The sequence below is a fragment of the Flavobacterium sp. OHVDL-2026-0007 genome, assembly GCF_059882335.1.
Map to the genome: position 1 here is coordinate 2,518,801 of NZ_CM187612.1, position 19,636 is coordinate 2,538,436.

A 19,636-nucleotide genomic window follows, 5' to 3' on the forward strand; every position below is an offset into this window, starting at 1 on the left:
AAATAAAGTTTAACGGCAGTACCTAACTTTCTGTATTTCAACGAAAAACAAGCAACAGTCTTTTATTTATTCCCTATATTTACGTTATCACAAAACAAATACTGTAAGACTAATACACTAACTTTACCAACAACCTCATTATTACGTAGCCCGCTTAAGATGTAATGTCCTACAAAGTTTATTTGTGATGTATCCCTTAATAGAAACAACAAAACTGCAATGAGAAAACATTTACACCTTTTCTTTTTCCTCTTATGGTTCACCAGCGGATATTCTCAGATAACCGTATCCTCCACCCTTGAAGCTGCCATTGGTAAAGCTATAGAAAAAAGCAGCTCACTAAAAAACAAGGAGCTGGATATCGAGAAATTGAATCTTCAAGAAAAAGGGGTTTGGAACAAATACATCCCTACCGTGGAAGCCACTGCCCTCTACTCGTACTTTGACAATAAACTCACCGTAGATCTTCCTACAGCCACTATACCGATTGTGAATTACCCACTATTTGATGGAAAAACGACCTTCAAAAATTACGGCAATATTTTTAACGCAGGTCTAATGGCCAAAACCGTCTTATTTAGCGGCATGCAAATCCCCAACGGAGCCAAAGCCATACAGGAAAAAACAAAAGGAACGACCTTTTTAAAACAGCCCGAGAAAGATCAAATTACCAAAGAAGTCATCAACACCTTTGATCAATTAGCCCTATTAAATGAAATAGATCGTCTCATCAAAGAAAGCGAGAAACGTCTAGATACCGAAACCAAGCGCGTTACAAAAGCCATAGAACAAGGACTTGCCATTCCTTACGACCGTGATAAAATTAAACTAGCTTCCCTTGAATTAACCTCTAAAAAGATTGAACTAGAAGGAAAACGAAAATTAGTGTATAAAAAAATTCAGTACCTAACGGGATATAGCCTTGAAGAAATAAACCAAGTAGAGTATGACCTGATTCCCTACTTACTGACCGATGAAAAATTAAACACTCAAAACAAACAAGAAATAAAAGCCTTGGAGTCCTTTAAAACCGCTTATGAATACCTATTAAAGAAAGAGAAAGGTACTTATTTACCCACCTTAGGAGCCTTTGGAGGGGTCTCCTATTCCAGTTTATTCAACGCCAATGCCACCACACCAATTGTGACCGGCTTCAACCAAGCTCTATATTTAGGATTAAATGAGGCTACCATAAGCAATAATTGGGTAGTGGGCGCTGCCATGAAGTGGGAAGTATTCTCCGGTTTCGAAAGAATCCACAAAGTGCATGAGGCCAAAATCAATATTGAACAGCTGCAAAATCAAATTGATGATGCCAAAGAAAAACTTAGCTTACTATTGGAAAAGAACCTAGTTGACTATAGTGTACTCACTCAAAAGATAGACATTACCCAACAACAAGAAAAAGTAGCCACTAACAATTTAAATCTCGCCATAAAACAATACAAGGAGGGACTGATCAACATATCAGAACGTCTTGAAGCCGAAAATGATTCTTATAAAGCAGCCGTAAGCAAAACCACCACTTTAATCGAACAACGATTATCCGCTATTGAAACCCTAATGGCAACTGGGGATTTATCAAAAAAACTCTCTAAATAAAAGTTCTATTTTATGAAAAAAGCACTTATCATACTTCAGATCATTTTCATTTTCACTAGCTGTCAAAAAGAAAAAAAAGAAAAAGCAATTCAGGGAAAAGTAGAAAAAGAACAAATTGCAGTGGTCAGTAAAATCCCTGGCAAGATCTTAAAAATCTTTGTCAAAGAAGGGGATATGGTTCAAAAAGGAGACACACTTGCCCTATTAGACATCCCCGAAGTTGAGGCTAAAAAAAGTCAAGCCCAAGGCGCCCTCCTATCTGCAAAAGCCCAATATAAAATGGCCGTAAAAGGAGCCACTGAAAACCAAATCAAACAATTGGAGGCCAAAAAAATGGGAATAAAGGAACAATACGAGTTTGCACAAAAATCCATCAAGCGACTAAGCAATATGCTAAAAGATTCCTTAATCTCACAACAAACCTACGATGAAACTTTTGCCAAATACCAAGGTGCACAAGCCCAATACAATGCGGTTATTGCCGAACTGGACGATGCAAAAAAAGGCGCACGAATCGAACAACAAACCATGGCTTTAGGACAACAAGATCGAGCATTGGGCGCCTTACAAGAAGTAGAAACCGCAGACCAAGAACGCTATATTGTAGCACCTCAAAACATGAGTATTGAAACCATCACTTTAGCTGTTGGCGAACTCGCCTTACCGGGTTATACTTTGTTTAATGGCTACCTCACTAACAGTACATACTTTCGTTTCACAATAGCGGAAAGCCAATTAGCCAAATTTAAAACAGGACAGGAAGTAACCGTTTCTATTCCCTACAAAAAAGAAACTATTAAAGGAACCATCTCGACGATCAAAAATCTAGGTGCCTATGGCAATATCGCCACTGCTTACCCCGATTATGAAATGCAGGAAAGTTTATTCGAAATCAAAATAACACCTACTAATCCCGAGCAAACCAAAGATCTAATTACCAAAACCACTGTCACCTTATCGCTTTAACTATGTCAAATTTCTTTTCATTGCTTAAACAGGAATTCCAATTATTTTGGAATAACAAAGTACTTCGATTGCTTTTTATCGGTGCTCCTATACTCTATGGTGTTTTATTAGGGTATGTCTATGGCAAAGGCAAAGTAACCGACCTCCCCATATTGGTTGTCGATCAAGACCGAACTGAATTAAGCGCAAAAGCCATTGAGATGTTTCAAGACAACGAAGTTCTATCCATTGCTTCTATTTTGTATGATCAGCATAATCTTTCTCAGCTAGCCATAGAAAAAGAAGCGGCATGCGTGGTTATTATTCCAAAGGGCTTTGAAAAAATGACCCTTACCAAAAAATATCCTGAAATCACCACCATTGTCAACACCTCCAATGTCCTAACAGCCAATTATGCCTCCACAGCCATACAGGTCTGTCTTGGAACCTTAAAAGCGGGTATTCAAATCGAGACTCTCAGAAAACAAGGTGTACCGGAAAACCTACTGCTATCACAGTACGAGCCTTTCAAAACGACCTTTATCAAAAAATACAATCGAAGTACCAACTATATGTATTTTCTTTGGCCCGGTGTTTTGGCTACCGTCTTACAACAAGTCCTCCTATTAGGACTTGCCCTTTCTTTTGCTTCAGAATTCGAGAGTGGCACTTTTAAGGATTTAATAAAAAGGTGTCCTTCTACTCTAAAACTATTAGCCGTAAAAATTATCCCCTACCTGCTAATGAGCTTTGGTATATGGCTGATCTATTGGGCATTCACCTTCTGGTTCCGACTTCCTTTTTATGAGAACTTACTTCCCCTGACTTTTATAGCGGGCATATTTGTGCTCTCGGTTTCTTTCATTGGCATACTGGTGAGCATCTTGGTTCCCAACCAACTAAAAGCCACTGAAATTTTAATGGTCATCGCCACTCCTAGTTTTATTCTAAGCGGTTTTACCTGGCCTTTAAGTCAAATGCCTCAAGTGGTACAAGCCATTGCCAACGTTATTCCCTTGACTCACTTTTTAAAAGCTTTTAGGATACTGATTATCGAAGATGGTACTTTTTCACAAACCACAAAGCCCATCTGGAACATGATCATAATAGGCTTAGTTTGTTTCATTACCGCTTATATTGCCTTGTATTTCAAGAAGAAAAAAAGCCTAAAAGAAGCCTAGACTCCTTGACAGCACTCCATAAAAAAAGGCACTTCAAAATGAAGTGCCTTTTATATATTCAAAAAAGTAAAAAAAATTACTTTTCGATCTCTCTCATAGAGTCCATTTTCTTATGCGCTAAGAAACCAGCCACATCTTCAAAATGCTCTTTAACTCTTTTGTTTCCAAATTCAAAAACCTTAGTGGCTAATCCATCCAAGAAATCACGATCGTGAGAAACCAAAATTAAAGTTCCGTCAAAATCACGTAAGGCATCTTTAATAATATCTTTGGTTTTCATATCCAAGTGATTCGAAGGCTCATCCAGAATCAATAAATTCACAGGCTCCAATAATAATTTTATCATGGCCAAACGCGTTTTTTCTCCTCCTGAAAGCACTTTTACTTTCTTGGTGATATCATCCCCTTGAAACATAAAGGCCCCCAAAATATTCTTGATCTGCGTACGAACATCACCCACGGCAATAGCATCAATAGTTTCAAAAATTGTAGCATTTTCATCCAACAAAGAAGCTTGATTCTGAGCAAAGTATCCGATTTGTGAATTATGACCTATCTCAACACTTCCCTCATCAATACCAATTTCTTTCATAATGGCTTTAATCATGGTCGATTTTCCTTCTCCATTTTTACCTACGAAAGCCACTTTCTCTCCTCTTTCAATTACAATATTGGCATCTTTAAAAACAACATGATCTCCGTACGACTTAGAAAGTTCTTTTACTACAACTGGATATTGCCCTGAACGAGCAGCTGCTGGGAATTTCAATTTCAATGCTGAATTATCCACTTCATCTACTTGTACGATCACTAATTTTTCCAACATCTTAACACGAGACTGCACGGCATCCGTCTTAGAAAAGGTACCTTTAAAACGATCAATAAACGTTCTATTGTCCGCAATCATTTTCTGCTGCTCATCGTATGCTTTTTGCTGGTGAATACGACGGTCTTTACGCAACTCTAAGTAATGAGAATACTTCGCTTTGTAATCGTAGATTCTTCCCATAGTCACCTCAATGGTACGATTGGTAATATTATCTACAAAGGCTCTATCGTGTGAAATAACCACTACCGCTTTTGCTGAATTGATCAAAAAATCTTCTAACCATTGAATACTTTCAATATCCATGTGATTCGTTGGCTCATCCAGTAGGATCAAATCTGGTTTTTGCAAAAGAATTTTAGCCAATTCAATTCGCATTCTCCATCCTCCAGAAAACTCAGATGTTTGACGAGAGAAATCCTCACGATCAAACCCTAAACCAACTAGAATTTTCTCCACTTCTGCTTCGTAATTTACCTCTTCAATAGCATAATACTTCTCGCTTAAGTCTGAAACTCTTTCGATCAATTTCATGTACGCGTCACTTTCATAATCTGTACGAACGGTTAATTGCTCGTTGATTTCATCAATTTCAGCTTTCATTTGAAAGATCTCACCAAAAGCTTTCGAAGCTTCTTCCATTACAGTAGACCCATCTTTAGTCAATAAATGCTGAGGCAAATAAGCCACTACAGCATCTTTTGGAGCCGAGATACTTCCAGTAGACGGTTTACTTTGACCAGCGATTATCTTCAAAAGTGTCGATTTTCCCGCACCGTTTTTACCCATAAGGGCAATTTTATCATTTTCATTTATAGCAAAAGAAACATCGCTAAAAAGTGTAGTTCCACCAAACTGAACTGAAATATCATTAACTGTAATCATTTAGATCTTTAGATTTTAGACTGCTTAGATTTATAGATCTCTTAGCAAGTATTTTTTGAAAGCGCAAAGATAGATTAATTAGATAATTAGGCAATTAGAAAATGTGGCAATTTGAGAATTAGACCATTAATTTTGAATTACTTTAACCGCTTGCTCAATATACAATTCCTTATTGAAGTTTTTAGCCGTCTCTTTGATTACATAATCAATGCGCAATCCTTTTCCTTGTACATTTTGATCATTAGGATAGAATCCTCCCATGCCAGTAAAATCAATTTTGGTTTTATCAGTCAAAGGAACTAGATTTCGATTCATAACCGCACCAAAAGTTTGTTCTCCCATAGTGTAACAATTTGGAGCTTGCTGAACTGCCATACCAATAAATTCAGCACGACTTGCAGTTGATCGATCCACTAAAAGCACTACCTTCCCCTTGTAATAATTCTTATTATTTTCCCCACTAACAAAGGGATTTTTTAAAACTTTAAGCCTAGACTGAACATCGTACTTTCCATAGGATGGCATTAAAGGACCCAGAATTTTTATAAACAACTTTTTCTGTGGATACAAATACTTAGTCAAATCAGCCTCGGACATAGTATGGGGATAATTCCTCAAATCAATTACAATACCTTTTGTGTTTTTAAACTGATCAAAAGCTTGTTCCAAATCCTTTTCGTCAATGTAATCTAAATTCAAATATCCAATATCAGCTGTTAACATCTTCCAATTCTGTACTTTCTCTGGACTAAGCCTAGTATATCTTTCAGCATAGTATTTCAGCTTTTTCAATGGTATGGATCTAGTACAAACTTCCCCACTCTTTCTCAAAAAAGATACCGAAATAGAATCACCAATCGATGCCAACAGATAACTCTTCTCTATGGCGCGTTTTAAATAATTTTCAGTGGATACACTTATGACATCAGAAAATTTTTGAGTATAGTAATCTTTTACACTTTTCCCTTCAATTGAATAAATAACATCCCCTACAGCAATAACATCTTGCTTCACTGCTTTTTCACCATACAGATTAGTAACAACAAGAGAGTCATTTACAATTCTTCCTCCAAAATCAGGAAAATTAACCAAGGTCCCTAAGGTATAACTATAGGTATAATTGGCATGAGAATCATTTAATTTACTAAACAGCTTTTCTTTAGCTTTTTCAAACTTCACAGCATCATTCTGTATAAAATCAGGAATTGCACCTACCAATACATCACTCCAAGGCACTTTGGTTAAATAAATATTGACATTCCAATAATTCATTTTGTTCCAAAAAGAAGCCAAAAACAATAAACGATGCGATTTCTCTCTTACATTAAAAGACTCTAAAGCTTTATCCTTTTCGAAATCCACAGAATTCGTTAAAAAATCTCTGGAAGCATAGAAATCTTTATAGGCAACATTATTTTTAATTTTATTCAAAAGCTGTTGTAGCCCTCCTTCAAAATTAGCATTATCAATCCATTGAAAGTCGATATTTTTGGCAAAAAGCTGAGCAGTTTCCTGGTGATTTTCACCCCATTTAAATTTAGATTTTCCTAGGTCAAATTCATTTATCCATCTTATTATTTCCTCATTCCATTTCTCTTGAGACTTAATAGTCTCAAGCTTTTCAAATTCTTTAATAAATTCCTGATCAAAATCAAATGTTCCCTTACTAACTTCAGGATGATAATACTTTAACAATCCCCAAACCCTAATGAAGTCTTCGACTTTTTTTTCTTCAGAGATACTATTGTGCGAAAAAGAAACCTGAACTAAAAATAATGCAAACAATAAAAATTTACCTTTCATAGATTTTACTTTTTTTTAGTAAGCAATATAGGGTAATTAGGAACAAAAAAAATCCTACAAAAAAGTTAATTTTAAGCTAAAGAAAGTACCTTAAGCAACAACACTTTATGGTGCAAATAACTTCAATCTTAAATCATCAAACTCTTTATTTAGCTAATTCATCTCTTCTTCATTAAGCTTTTAACCTTATCTCTAATTCTGGCTCCAATGGTCTTAATTTTTAAACTCTAAACTTTGAAATCTAGTTTTACAATTAATCCTACATTTAATATTTTTTTTATCTTATCTTAGTGTAAGAATTTAAAAATCAGAAAACTATGAGCACAAAATTAAACTTGGGCACTTGCCTAATCGCAGGATTAATATTTGGACTTTCTGCAAATGCACAAAAACTGGTAATCACAAAAGCTGCCTTACCTGCCTCTGCGCAAACTTTTTTAAAGAACCACTTTGGATCAAAAAAACCTACTTATATACTCGAAGACAAAGACCTGTTGTCTAAAGAATACAAAGTACAGTTTGCTGACAACACAGAAATAGAATTTGACAAAAAAGGAAACTGGAAAGAAGTCGATGGAAAAAACAGTAAAATCCCCAACTCGATTATCCCCAAACCAATTGCTACTTATGTAAAAGCTAATTTTTCCAAAGAGAGAATAACTAAAATAGAAAAAGAAACTTTAGGCTATGAGGTTAAACTAAGCAACGGTTTAGAGTTAAAATTTAACTCTAAAGGAGATTTTAGAAAGATAGATAAATAATAAACAAACTTAATCAAAAAAATAAAGAGTCCGATTTTTACAAATCGGACTCTTTATTTTTTTAGTCTTTACGCCACTTTTTTGTTTCTTCAAAAATGTGTTCCAAAATGGCCGCTTCGGTTTGATCGAAATCAATGTTTCGTCGTCCCATCACCAAACGAGCCGTTTCAAAAGCTTTCTTAGTAACATAGGTAGTAAAACCGGCCGCTCCTCCCCAAGAAAAACTAGGTACAAAGTTGCGTGGAAAACCAGAACCAAAAATATTAGCACTCACCCCCACTACTGTTCCTGTATTGAACATGGTATTAATACCACATTTACTATGATCTCCCATCATTAAACCACAAAACTGAAGTCCAGTTTTAGCGAATCCTTCTGTTTCATAACTCCATAATTTCACTTCCTCATAATTGTTTTTCAGATTCGAGTTATTGGTATCTGCGCCAATATTACACCATTCTCCTAAAACAGAATCTCCTAAAAACCCTTCATGTCCTTTATTAGAGTTAGCAAAAAGCACCGAGTTTTTAACCTCTCCTCCTATTCTAGAACCCACACCTACTGTAGTGGCTCCATACACTTTGGCATTCATTTTTACTGATGCATTTTCACATAAAGCAAAAGGACCACGAATGGAAGTGCCTTCCATAATTTCGGTATTTTTACCAATATAGATGGGGCCTGTTGAAGCATTTAAAGTAACAAACTCTAGTTTGGCACCTTCCTCAATAAAGATATTCTCTGGAGCAATTACATTGACACTTTTAGGAATAGGTTGTGATTTTCTATCTTCGGTTAAGAAATTAAAATCTTCACGGATGGCAGCATCATTCTTAGAAAAAATATCCCAAGTATGCTCCACTGTTATACAGTCTCCTGTATACTGAATGATTTCATAGGTATCGAAATCAACCTCTTCTTGATTTTCAGTAGTAAAAAAAGCAATCACTTCTTCCCCTTTAAAAATCGCTTGATTATTTCTTAAATCAGAAACAAGATCCGCTAAATCAGCATTAGGTAAAAAAGAAGCATTGATCATCACGTTTTCTTCAAGCTCTACCATCGGATATTTCTCTGAAAGGTATTCTTCGGTGATCGTAGTAGTGGTTGAACCTAAATGCATTTCCCACTTTTGACGTATGGTCATGATTCCGATTAAGATATCGGCAACAGGTCGAGTAAAGGTAAAAGGTAATAAGGCATTCCGGACAGGTCCGTCAAATAAAATATAATTCATATTGTAATTTGATTTGTCAATTTGTTAAAATTTGATTTGGTTATCGGTTTCAAAGTTACAAATATTTTATTTGTAACATTAACTCCCCTGTTTTCTAAATCCCTAACAATTTAAAAAAAAGCCAAAAAAAAGCCTTCCAATTGGAAGGCTTTTGTATAAATAAAAACAGCTATTATTATTTAGCGTGTTTTGCGTATTTTGTTTTAAATTTATCAATACGTCCTGCAGTATCGATAAGTTTAGATTTACCAGTATAGAAAGGGTGAGATGTTCTAGAAATCTCCATTTTCACAACTGGATACTCAACTCCATCAACTTCAATTGTTTCTTTTGTATCTGCTGTAGATTTAGTGATAAAAACGTCATCATTTGACATGTCTTTAAATGCAACTAATCTGTAATTCTCTGGGTGGATTCCTTTTTTCATCTTTTCTTTTATTTATTGTTTAGAGCATTTTCATTTTGAAGCTTTTCCATGGTTAGAAAAAGGTGTAAACAAAGGATACTCTTTTTGTTTAAAAACTTTTAATTATTTTAAGTCTGCAAATTTACAATTCTTTTTTAATCTACAAATCTTTAACACACTTTTTTTTAGTTAATTTCACAAAGCTTTTTTATCACCGAATATATTGGGAATTGCTATATTTGTGGATTAATTTTAAAACACATAGAAAATATGATTAATGAAGTTATTAAAAAGAATGGAATTACTTATGGTATTGTATTAGGCGTTGTTTTAGCGTTAATCACTGCAACGATGTATGCAATTGACCTAAAATTATTTGTTTCAGGCTGGATTGGCGGACTAACATTTGCTCTCTATTTAGTAATTGGTATTTTATTACTTATAAAAACTAGAAAAGACATCAAAGGTATTTTCTCTTATAAAGATGCGTTCACCACTTTTTTTATAGCTAGTATAATAGGTCTTGCTATTTCAACGACCTTTAGCATCATATTGTTTAATGTGATCGATCCTGAAGCAAAAGCAACTTTAAACGATTTGCTTATCCGATATATGGCTGAAACTTTACAGAAATTTGGAACTCCATCTTCTGCCATAAACGAAGCATTAACCAAAATGAAAGAAAATAGCCCTTTTTCTACTTTAGAACAGTTGAAGGCATTAGTTTTCAGTATTGTTGGCTACTCAATTTTAGGATTAATTTTAGCTGCATTTTTCAAAAGTAAAACTACTATACAAGAATAAAAATATAAATGAATTTATCTATACTTATACCGCTTCTAAACGAGGAGGAATCACTGAAAGAACTCTACACTTGGATTATTAAAGTGATGCAATCTAACAATTACTCTTATGAAATCATTTTTGTAGATGATGGTAGTACAGATGATTCTTGGAACATTATTGAGGGATTTTCTAACGAAAATTCAAATGTAAAGGGAATTCGTTTCATGAAGAATTTCGGTAAATCACAAGCTTTACATGCTGGTTTTGCAAAAGCAAAAGGAGATGTCATCATCACCATGGATGCTGATTTACAAGACAGTCCAGACGAAATTCCAGGATTGTACGAAATGATTACAGCTCAAAAATTCGACTTGGTTTCTGGATGGAAAAAGAAACGCTACGATTCTGTTGTAGCTAAAAATCTTCCTTCAAAACTATTTAATTGGGCAGCAAGAAAGACTTCAGGAGTAGAACTCAATGATTTCAACTGTGGTTTGAAAGCCTACAAAAATACAGTGGTAAAAAACATAGAAGTGTCGGGCGAAATGCACCGTTATATTCCTGTTTTGGCCAAAAACGCTGGTTTTGGTAAAATTGGCGAAAAAGTCGTACAACACCAGGCACGTAAATACGGCGAAACTAAATTTGGAATGGAACGTTTTATCAACGGTTTCCTAGACCTAATTACAATTTGGTTTTTATCTCGCTTCGGTAAAAGACCTATGCACTTATTTGGCGCTATGGGATCCATCATGTTTATCATTGGATTTTTAGCTGCTGGGTATATAGGTGTTTCTAAATTATACCATATGTATAATGGTATGAAATATAGCTTGGTAACGAGTAACCCATGGTTTTTTATTGCCTTAACTACTATGATATTAGGGACCCAATTGTTTTTAGCTGGCTTTTTAGGAGAAATTATTCTAAGAACCAAAAACAACGAGGAGCGCTACAAAGTAGCAAGAGAAGTTAACTTTTAATCTAAAAAGACTAATCGTGGGGCCTTGGCTTTTTTTCTTTAACTAGAGAAAAACCATCGCCGACTAGGACAAGATTCCTGAGACCGATTATTATTTTGAATCAAATATAAAAAAAGACACAAAATGAATATAGCACCTAATATTTTGAATGCTGTAAACGAATGGTTGACACCTACCTTTGATAACGAGACACAAGCTGCTATTAAGGAATTAATGACCACCTCACCAAAAGAACTTGAGGAAAGCTTCTACAAAAACCTAGAATTTGGTACTGGTGGAATGCGTGGTGTTATGGGTGTTGGAAACAATAGAATCAATAAATACACATTAGGAAAAAATACACAAGGGCTATCCGATTATTTACATCAGGTTTTCCCCAACCAACCTTTAAAAGTGGTTATCGCCTATGATTGTCGTCATAACAGCAATACACTAGCCAAAGTAGTTGCCGATGTTTTTTCAGCAAACGGCATCCAAGTGTATTTATTCTCTGATTTACGTCCGACTCCAGAATTGTCATTTGCGCTTAAATATTTAAATTGTCAGTGTGGAATTGTACTTACCGCTTCTCATAATCCGCCAGAATACAATGGATATAAAGTATACTGGGAAGATGGAGGACAAATTGTACCACCAGAAGATGAAGCCATTATCAATATCATTGAAAATTTAGCTTACGATAAAATTAAGTTTAACGAAAACAAAAGCTTGATTCAGTATATCGATACTGAAGTTGACAAAGCTTTTATAAAATCGTCCATCGAAAACGCAAGTTTCAATACTCCGGCTGAAGCTAAAGAAAACTTACAAGTGGTCTTTACTTCATTACACGGAACTTCTATAAAATCAATACCAGATACTTTATCTCAAGCGGGTTACACCAATGTCCATATTGTACCTGAGCAAGCGGAACCAAACGGAGATTTCCCCACGGTTAAGTCTCCAAACCCAGAAGAACCTGAAGCCCTAACAATGGCATTGACATTGGCAGACAAAACCAATTCTGATATCGTAATAGGAACTGATCCTGATTGTGATCGTTTAGGCGTTGCCGTTCGTAACAATGAAGGCAAAATGATTTTATTAAACGGAAATCAATCCATGATTTTAATGACTTCTTTTCTATTGAAACAATGGAAAAAAGCAGGAAAACTCAATGGAAAACAATTCGTTGGTTCTACTATCGTTTCCACTCCAATGATGATGGAATTAGCCACAAGCTATGGAGTAGAATGCAAAGTAGGCTTAACTGGCTTTAAATGGATTGCCAAAATGATCAAAGACTTTCCTGAACTCGAGTTTATTGGGGGTGGTGAAGAAAGTTTTGGTTTCATGGTGGGTGATGCCGTTAGAGACAAAGATGCTGTTGCCGCTACTTTATTAATCTGTGAAGTTGCTGCGCAAGCAAAAGCAGCAGGAAGCAGCGTATACAAAGAACTATTACAACTTTATGTTGAAAATGGTCTTTACAAAGAATACTTGGTTTCCTTGACTAAAAAAGGAAAAGAAGGTTTGGAGGAAATCAATCAAATGATGATTAATTTACGTGAGAACCCTTTGAAAGAAATTAGCGGACAACGTGTGATTATGGTCGAAGACTACCAAGCATCAACTGCTTTGAATTTATTGGACGGTGAAACCACTACCATGGACATTCCAAAATCAAACGTATTGATTTATTACACAGAAGATGGTTCTAAAATTTGCGCTAGACCAAGTGGAACTGAACCAAAGATTAAATTCTACATCAGTGTCAATGCCGAATTAGATTCGGTTGAAAATTTTAACGCTGCAGAAAGTTTCTTAGACGAAAAAATACAAAAGATCATTGCTGGAATGCAATTACAATAAGAAAATGAGCGACAAAATTGACCATAACAACAAACCTGAACTCTTAAATTCAATTATTGGATTAATAGATCAGACTCGTCATTTTGTTGCCAAAACGGTCAATCAGGAATTAACACTGCTGTACTGGAAAATAGGAAAAACCATTAATAGTATTACAATTTTGCACACAGTGTGTGCAAAATTGTAACAATGAACAAATAAAAGTTTCAGCATATCTAACCCAATTACCTGAAAAAAAATTATTGCTAGAGAAACTGGACAAAGCCATTGCTATAGCAGAAAATAACATCCACAAATAAATGAGTAATTTCAAAAAAATAGTTCCTTTTATATACCCGTATAAAAAGTACGCATTGCTAAACATCTTTTTCAATGTTTTGTATGCCCTTTTCAGTACACTTTCTTTTATGGCACTGATCCCAATGCTGCAGGTTTTATTTGATAAAACCAAAAAGAACTACGTAATGCCCACCTACGAAGGAATTGCCCACCTCAAAGAATATGGTGAAAACTATTTGAGTTACTACATCACCACACATACAGATCCAAACAATCCTGGATTTGTACTCTCGGTAATGGTTGCCCTAATTATTTCCATCTTCTTACTGAAAAACTTAGCCGATTATATGGCTATGTTTTTTATCACTTTTTTACGAAATGGCGTACTGAGAGATATGCGTAATGCCCTGTATAAAAAAACACTTGAATTGCCTTTGGCTTTTTATTCTGAAAAAAGAAAAGGAGACGTTATTTCGAGAATTTCTGCCGATGTCAACGAGGTCCAAACTTCGTTTTTAGCCATCTTAGAACTTATCGTTAAAGAACCTTTAACTATTGTCTTCACCATTGTGGCCATGTTAATCATCAGTGCCAAACTGACTTTATTTGTTTTTATCTTCATTCCTATATCCGGATACATCATTTCTTTGATTGGAAAACAGCTTAAAAAACAATCCAGTAAAGCCCAACAAGAACAAGGAACTTTCTTATCCACTATTGAAGAAACCATTGGAGGTCTTAAGGTGGTTAAAGGATACAATTCCGAAAATTATTTCAATACGGTTTTCCAAAACTCTACGCAGCGTTTTTTCACTTTATCTAATTCCATAGGTAACCGTCAAAACTTAGCTTCACCAGCAAGTGAATTTATGGGGATTACCGTAATTGCCATCCTACTTTGGTATGGAGGTCAAATGGTTTTGATTGAAAAAACCCTTGACGGCCCTTCCTTTATCGCCTATATGGGATTAGCCTATAACATCCTAACTCCTGCAAAAGCAATCTCTAAGGCTTCATACGGGGTAAAGAAAGGAAATGCTGCAGCAGAACGTGTTTTAGAAATATTAGACCAAGAAAACCCGATAACAAGCAAAGTCGATGCCGTGGACAAAACCACTTTTGACCATGATATCAGCATAGAAAACATCAACTTTAAATACGAAGACGAAACAGTTTTAAAAGATTTTTCTCTTCAAATTAAAAAAGGACAAACAGTTGCCCTTGTCGGACAATCCGGAAGTGGAAAAAGTACGATCGCTAATTTACTTACTCGTTTTTACGACGTGAACGAGGGTACCATTTCAATTGACGGAACCAACATCAAAGACATCAACCTTCAATCACTTCGTGCTTTAATGGGATTGGTTACTCAAGATAGCATTTTGTTTAACGACACCATCAAAGCCAACATCGCTTTAGGAAAACTAGATGCCACTGATGAAGAAATTATTGAAGCGTTAAAAATTGCCAATGCTTACGAATTTGTAAATGATTTACCTTTGGGTATCTACACCAATATTGGAGACAGTGGAAACAAACTTTCTGGTGGACAGAAACAGCGTTTGTCAATTGCACGTGCAGTATTGAAAAACCCTCCAATTATGATCTTGGATGAAGCTACTTCTGCATTGGATACCGAAAGCGAGAAATTCGTCCAAATCGCCTTAGAAAACATGATGCAAAACAGAACATCCATTGTCATTGCACACCGTCTTTCAACCATTCAAAAAGCCGATTTGATCGTAGTGATGCAAAAAGGAAAAATAGTGGAACAAGGAAACCATGAAGAATTAATTGCACATAACGGGACCTACAACAAACTGGTAACGATGCAGTCCTTCGAATCCTAAATAACAGCTAAATTATTTAGCCACAGATTTCGTAGATAAATACTGATTATTTTTCGCCTCAACTGAATTAAAATCGTATTTTTAACTATATAATCTGTGGCTTTTTTTATTATGTAATTTTAATCCATAAAAAATGTATCTCAACAATCCGAACATCAAACTTCCAGATGACCCTGATACAATTGTTTGGAAATACTTGGACCTTTCTAAGTTTCTAGATTTACTAATGTGGAAGAAACTATTCATGTCCCGCTCTGATAAGTTCGAGGATCAATACGAAGGAACCTTCAGCGAGCCCACCTTTGAAGAGATCAAGAAACTAGCCATTGATAATCCAGACTTTTTAAAATACTACAAAACCCATCGCGAACAAGTAGCCATCAGCAGTTGGCACATCAACGAATACGAATCCTTTGCCATGTGGCAGATTTTCACTCAAAACAGTGAAGGATTAGCCATTCAATCAACCATTGGAAGACTACAAAAAGCGTTGAATCCCGAGAATAATTTTGATCAATATATTGGCGAGGTGAATTATATCGATTACAAAAAAGAATACATTCCCTTTGACGATTTATTCTTCCCCTTTTTGTTCAAGCGAAAAAGTTTTCAATACGAACGCGAAGTTCGTATCATTACCGATACCTCAAAAAGCACTATTAAATTAAATGACGGAATAAAAATCAACGTCGACCTTTCACAATTAATTGAAAAAATCTACATCCATCCCAAATCTGAAAACTGGTACAAGAAACTCGTTATTCAATTGGTCGAACGTCTGGGTTTTGGATTTGAAATTGAAAAATCAGACTTAGAAAGCGACATACTGATTTAAGTTTTTCAGCAGTACATTGTCATAACACAAAACATTTAGACCGTGTTCCCTTTACAACAAAAACTAAAAAACCGCTTTGAATATACAATTTTCAAAGCGGTTTTTCCATTTGAGCAAAGTTTAAAAAAACTTTCCATCGTGCTGAGCCCTTATATCGGCTTATAATTTTTTACCTCCCATTTCTTAGAAGCCAAATCGATATAGTTATAATGCAAGACATCGTTTTTATCAAACTGTCCATTTTGATTGGTGTCTTCAATAGTTCTAAAATACAAACGGTTTTTAGACGCTATCAAACTCCAATCTACTAACTCCTGAAGATCTTCAGAAACTTTAGTGAAATTCTCTCCACTGATATCACTTAAATACAAAGTTTTAATATCACTAGTGTCTATTTTTCCGTCTTTGTTTGTGTCTGTATCAGTTAAAGTATATACCATTACTTTATTCTGAGTTTGGTCCGCTACTGCTTTTAAATAGGTCGCCGTTAAAATTAATATAGGCTTATCGGTTAGAGGTCGAATAGAATCTGAATCTACTTTTTGAAACTTCAAATTTTGCAAATAACCCGTAATTTCATACTCTCCTAAATTAGAAATGGTAAAACTCACATCGTTTACACTTGAAGAACCATAACGTGCTTTTGTCCCTTTTTCATAAACACGCAAATCACCAACAGGATGAATCAAATAATTGGTTCCCTCCAACTGAATAGGCAAATCCGCTATTTCAATCTGCGTTGAATCCGTTTTCGCTACCGCATTTGTCTTGCCAGCACCATCATAAATCACTTTCGGCTTTTTAACTTCATCCTTACAACTCACTAAGGTTGCGATGATTACTAAGGCTATATATTTTAAGGATTTTTTCATGTATCTCATTATATTGGAATATCAAATATAGTATTTTTGATTGTATTATTTCTGCTTTAATTCATCACAAGCGCACATTAAGCTTTACATTAAAAACTCTAGAAGTCATGTAGTTCGGAATTGCGTATTGCTGTTTGGAATACACATCTCGAACCCAGGTATTGGTAATAGCATTTTGATTATCAAAAAGATTAAAAACCTCCAACCCAACGGTCAATTCTTTAAAACCTTTTAACCAATTGGCTTTGGCAATTTTCGTACGGCTATCAATAAAAACTTTAGCAAAACCGATATCCGCCCGACGGTAGTCCTTCAATCGACCTTGATAACCATAAGGATCCGAATAAGCAGGAGCCCCCCCTGGCAATCCCGTATTGTAAATCAAATTCAGATACAATTTAACACTGGGAATATTGGGCATATAATCCTCAAACAACATCGCAAATTTTAATCGTTGATCCGTTGGTCTGGCTATATATCCTTTATTTTCATAGTTTTCTTCTGTTTTTAAATACCCAACACTAATCCATGATTCTGTTCCCGGAACAAATTCACCATTGAGTCTAAAATCGATTCCTTGTGCGTATGCTTTGGCATTATTATCTGCCACATACCGAATGCGAACATTATCGATCGAATATACATTAACGTCTGAAAGCGACTTATAGTATAGCTCCGTCACCCATTTAAAAGGACGGCCCCACATTTTGAAGTTATAATCATTACTCAACACCAAATGCACGGACTCTTGTGCTTTCACATTGGGATTCACTACCCCATCCAAATCGCGAAGTTCCCTATAAAAGGGAGGCTGATGATAGAAGCCTGTTGAGAGTCTAAAAATCATATCCATATCCCAATCGGGTTTTATTGAAAATTGAGCACGTGGACTAAAAACAATTTGATTTTTCCCCTGCTCAATCCCACCTAAGACTTTCCAAGTCTGAAAACGAGCCCCCACATTATACCAAACGTCATTAGACCCTATAGCCGTTTTTTGACTCCATTGGACATATCCAGAAAATCTATTGATGGTATTGAAATTAGTGGCCCGAACATCTTGATAAGGAACCAACGGCCCAACATAAGCCTCGGAGGGTTGATTGTTTTTAGGAAAACCAATTGGAGGCCTTATAGAAAACCCAGCTGAATCTACAACTTCCCATTCTACTACCCGATCCCGAATGGATTCTCTAGTATACTTTAAACCAAATTCTAATTGACTATCACGCCATTCTTTAAACCCTTTGATTTCACCATTGGCAATTACCGCATCTAAATCATTTCGAGCGTGATTCAGCTGTGAACCGATCCCTCGTGTAAAATCGACGGTTTCCCCATTAGGCGTTTCTTCGCCACTCATACTACCGAGGCGGTATTGCGCCAAAATATCAAAATATTCTTGTTCGGTGGTATGAAAAAGAGAACCAATTAACTTCAAAGTAAAACTGGAAGAAACCTTATAGGTCGTCTTTAACGCACCAAAATAAGTATTGTATTGATCTTTTTCCTGCCCCTGATAATAGACAGCAAGCTTCATAGGCTGTGCTATGGTTCCAAAATTGGTCTCACGTGTTAAGGGCTGGTATACATATCTGTTTTGAGAGATATTCCCCAAAAAACTCATTTGCCATTTTTTAGAAATATCATAATTGATGTTGGTCTGAATATCCGCAAAAGTAGGTTTGTAATTGGTTTGAGTATCCTGACTATTAACCAATAAACTGTTATTTCGATAGCGAACACCTGTAACGGCAGACCATTTTTTATTTTTTGAAACAGCATCAACAGTCACACTTCCTCCGAGAAAACTAGCCTCAAAAGCAGCACCAAACGCAGTAGGCTTTCTATAGGTAATATCTAAAACCGATGATAACTTATCCCCAAACTTAGCCTGAAATCCTCCTGCAGAAAAATCAACATTCTGTACCAAATCACTATTGGTAAAACTCAACCCTTCTTGCTGACCCGACCGAATTAAGAACGGTCGATACACTTCAATTTCATTTACATAAACCAAATTTTCATCATAATTCCCACCACGCACTGCATATTGCGTACTGAGTTCATTATTTGAATTTACCCCCGGCAATGTCTTTAGAATATTTTCAATTCCGGCGTTTGCACCTGGAATCCTTTTCAGAGTAGTGGTTTCAATATTGATGATCCCTTGGATTCTCTTTTTGTTTTTCCCCTTAACAAAAACCTCTCCCATTTGCTCTTGAGAATCACTCATAACTGGGCTAAAAACAAAGATTTCATTGGGCAGTAAGCTAACGGTAAGGGTCATCATTTTTAAGGAAACATGCGTAAAAATCAAGGACAACTTCTTATTAGCAGGTACTTGAATTTCATAAAAACCATTTGAATTTGATTGAGAAACCACTCCTAATGCAGAAATATTCACATCGGCAACTGGATGATTTTCACCATCTAAAATAATCCCTTTAACATGAGCATTTTGAGCAAATGAAATACAGGAAATCCATAAAAAAAGAAAACCGAATATTAACTTACGACTATTCAAATGTTTT

Annotated in this window: 16 protein-coding genes; 10 read left to right on the plus strand and 6 right to left on the minus strand. The window is 35.6% G+C overall.

Annotated features, from left to right (window positions below):
- Positions 1 to 219: 219 nt before the first annotated feature.
- The 3 genes from AC51AA_RS09970 to AC51AA_RS09980 are packed head-to-tail and all read left to right on the plus strand — an operon-like array spanning position 220 to position 3,728.
- Positions 220 to 1,602: a TolC family protein gene (locus tag AC51AA_RS09970; protein ID WP_500701958.1), complete on the plus strand. Its 1,383-nt coding sequence runs from the start codon at positions 220 to 222 to the stop codon at positions 1,600 to 1,602.
- A 12-nt stretch (positions 1,603 to 1,614) separates the two neighbouring features.
- Positions 1,615 to 2,568, plus strand: coding sequence for an HlyD family secretion protein (locus AC51AA_RS09975; RefSeq protein WP_500701959.1), 954 nt, complete (start codon positions 1,615 to 1,617; stop codon positions 2,566 to 2,568).
- A 2-nt stretch (positions 2,569 to 2,570) separates the two neighbouring features.
- Positions 2,571 to 3,728 carry an ABC transporter permease gene (locus AC51AA_RS09980; RefSeq protein WP_500701960.1) on the plus strand — a complete coding sequence of 386 codons (1,158 nt, stop codon included), beginning with the start codon at positions 2,571 to 2,573 and terminating at the stop codon, positions 3,726 to 3,728.
- A 76-nt stretch (positions 3,729 to 3,804) separates the two neighbouring features.
- On the opposite strand, the gene AC51AA_RS09985 is transcribed toward AC51AA_RS09980, so the two are convergent.
- Positions 3,805 to 5,439 carry an ABC-F family ATP-binding cassette domain-containing protein gene (locus AC51AA_RS09985; RefSeq protein WP_500701961.1) on the minus strand — a complete coding sequence of 545 codons (1,635 nt, stop codon included), beginning with the start codon at positions 5,437 to 5,439 and terminating at the stop codon, positions 3,805 to 3,807.
- Between the two features lie 126 nt (positions 5,440 to 5,565).
- Positions 5,566 to 7,242 (minus strand): S41 family peptidase, encoded by a 1,677-nt coding sequence (locus tag AC51AA_RS09990; RefSeq protein WP_500701962.1) that lies wholly within the window; start codon positions 7,240 to 7,242, stop codon positions 5,566 to 5,568.
- A gap of 317 nt (positions 7,243 to 7,559) precedes the next feature.
- Between AC51AA_RS09990 and AC51AA_RS09995 the strand changes: the two genes are divergently transcribed.
- A complete protein-coding gene (locus tag AC51AA_RS09995; RefSeq protein ID WP_500701963.1) occupies positions 7,560 to 8,003 on the plus strand; it encodes a PepSY-like domain-containing protein in 444 nt (147 codons plus the stop codon).
- Positions 8,004 to 8,064: 61 nt separating this feature from the next.
- Here the strand turns inward: AC51AA_RS09995 and AC51AA_RS10000 are convergent, their stop codons facing one another.
- Positions 8,065 to 9,240, minus strand: coding sequence for a GlmU family protein (locus AC51AA_RS10000; protein WP_500701964.1), 1,176 nt, complete (start codon positions 9,238 to 9,240; stop codon positions 8,065 to 8,067).
- A gap of 175 nt (positions 9,241 to 9,415) precedes the next feature.
- Entirely contained in the window at positions 9,416 to 9,667 is a 252-nt protein-coding gene (locus AC51AA_RS10005; RefSeq protein WP_072958980.1) for a type B 50S ribosomal protein L31, read from the minus strand.
- Positions 9,668 to 9,916: 249 nt separating this feature from the next.
- On the opposite strand from AC51AA_RS10005, the gene AC51AA_RS10010 reads away from it, so the two are divergent.
- The 6 genes from AC51AA_RS10010 to AC51AA_RS10035 all read left to right on the plus strand — a co-directional run bounded on the left by AC51AA_RS10010 (position 9,917) and on the right by AC51AA_RS10035 (position 16,230).
- Positions 9,917 to 10,450, plus strand: coding sequence for a DUF4199 domain-containing protein (locus tag AC51AA_RS10010; RefSeq protein ID WP_500701965.1), 534 nt, complete (start codon positions 9,917 to 9,919; stop codon positions 10,448 to 10,450).
- 8 nt (positions 10,451 to 10,458) lie between these two features.
- A complete protein-coding gene (locus AC51AA_RS10015) occupies positions 10,459 to 11,415 on the plus strand; it encodes a glycosyltransferase family 2 protein (protein WP_500701966.1) in 957 nt (318 codons plus the stop codon).
- Positions 11,416 to 11,538: 123 nt separating this feature from the next.
- Complete coding sequence (locus AC51AA_RS10020; RefSeq protein ID WP_500701967.1) at positions 11,539 to 13,266, plus strand: phospho-sugar mutase; 1,728 nt, start codon at positions 11,539 to 11,541, stop codon at positions 13,264 to 13,266.
- A 4-nt stretch (positions 13,267 to 13,270) separates the two neighbouring features.
- Positions 13,271 to 13,453: a hypothetical protein gene (locus AC51AA_RS10025; protein ID WP_500701968.1), complete on the plus strand. Its 183-nt coding sequence runs from the start codon at positions 13,271 to 13,273 to the stop codon at positions 13,451 to 13,453.
- Between the two features lie 112 nt (positions 13,454 to 13,565).
- Positions 13,566 to 15,395, plus strand: a complete 1,830-nt coding sequence (locus tag AC51AA_RS10030) for an ABC transporter ATP-binding protein (protein ID WP_500701969.1) — start codon at positions 13,566 to 13,568, stop codon at positions 15,393 to 15,395.
- Positions 15,396 to 15,528: 133 nt separating this feature from the next.
- Positions 15,529 to 16,230 carry a DUF2971 domain-containing protein gene (locus AC51AA_RS10035; RefSeq protein WP_500701970.1) on the plus strand — a complete coding sequence of 234 codons (702 nt, stop codon included), beginning with the start codon at positions 15,529 to 15,531 and terminating at the stop codon, positions 16,228 to 16,230.
- Between the two features lie 149 nt (positions 16,231 to 16,379).
- Here AC51AA_RS10035 and AC51AA_RS10040 read toward each other — a convergent pair whose 3' ends face one another.
- The gene (locus tag AC51AA_RS10040; RefSeq protein WP_500701971.1) at positions 16,380 to 17,102 is read right to left on the minus strand and encodes a hypothetical protein; all 723 of its coding nucleotides are present in this window, start codon (positions 17,100 to 17,102) and stop codon (positions 16,380 to 16,382) included.
- A gap of 64 nt (positions 17,103 to 17,166) precedes the next feature.
- A complete protein-coding gene (locus tag AC51AA_RS10045; RefSeq protein WP_500701972.1) occupies positions 17,167 to 19,629 on the minus strand; it encodes a TonB-dependent receptor in 2,463 nt (820 codons plus the stop codon).
- Positions 19,630 to 19,636: the final 7 nt, after the last annotated feature.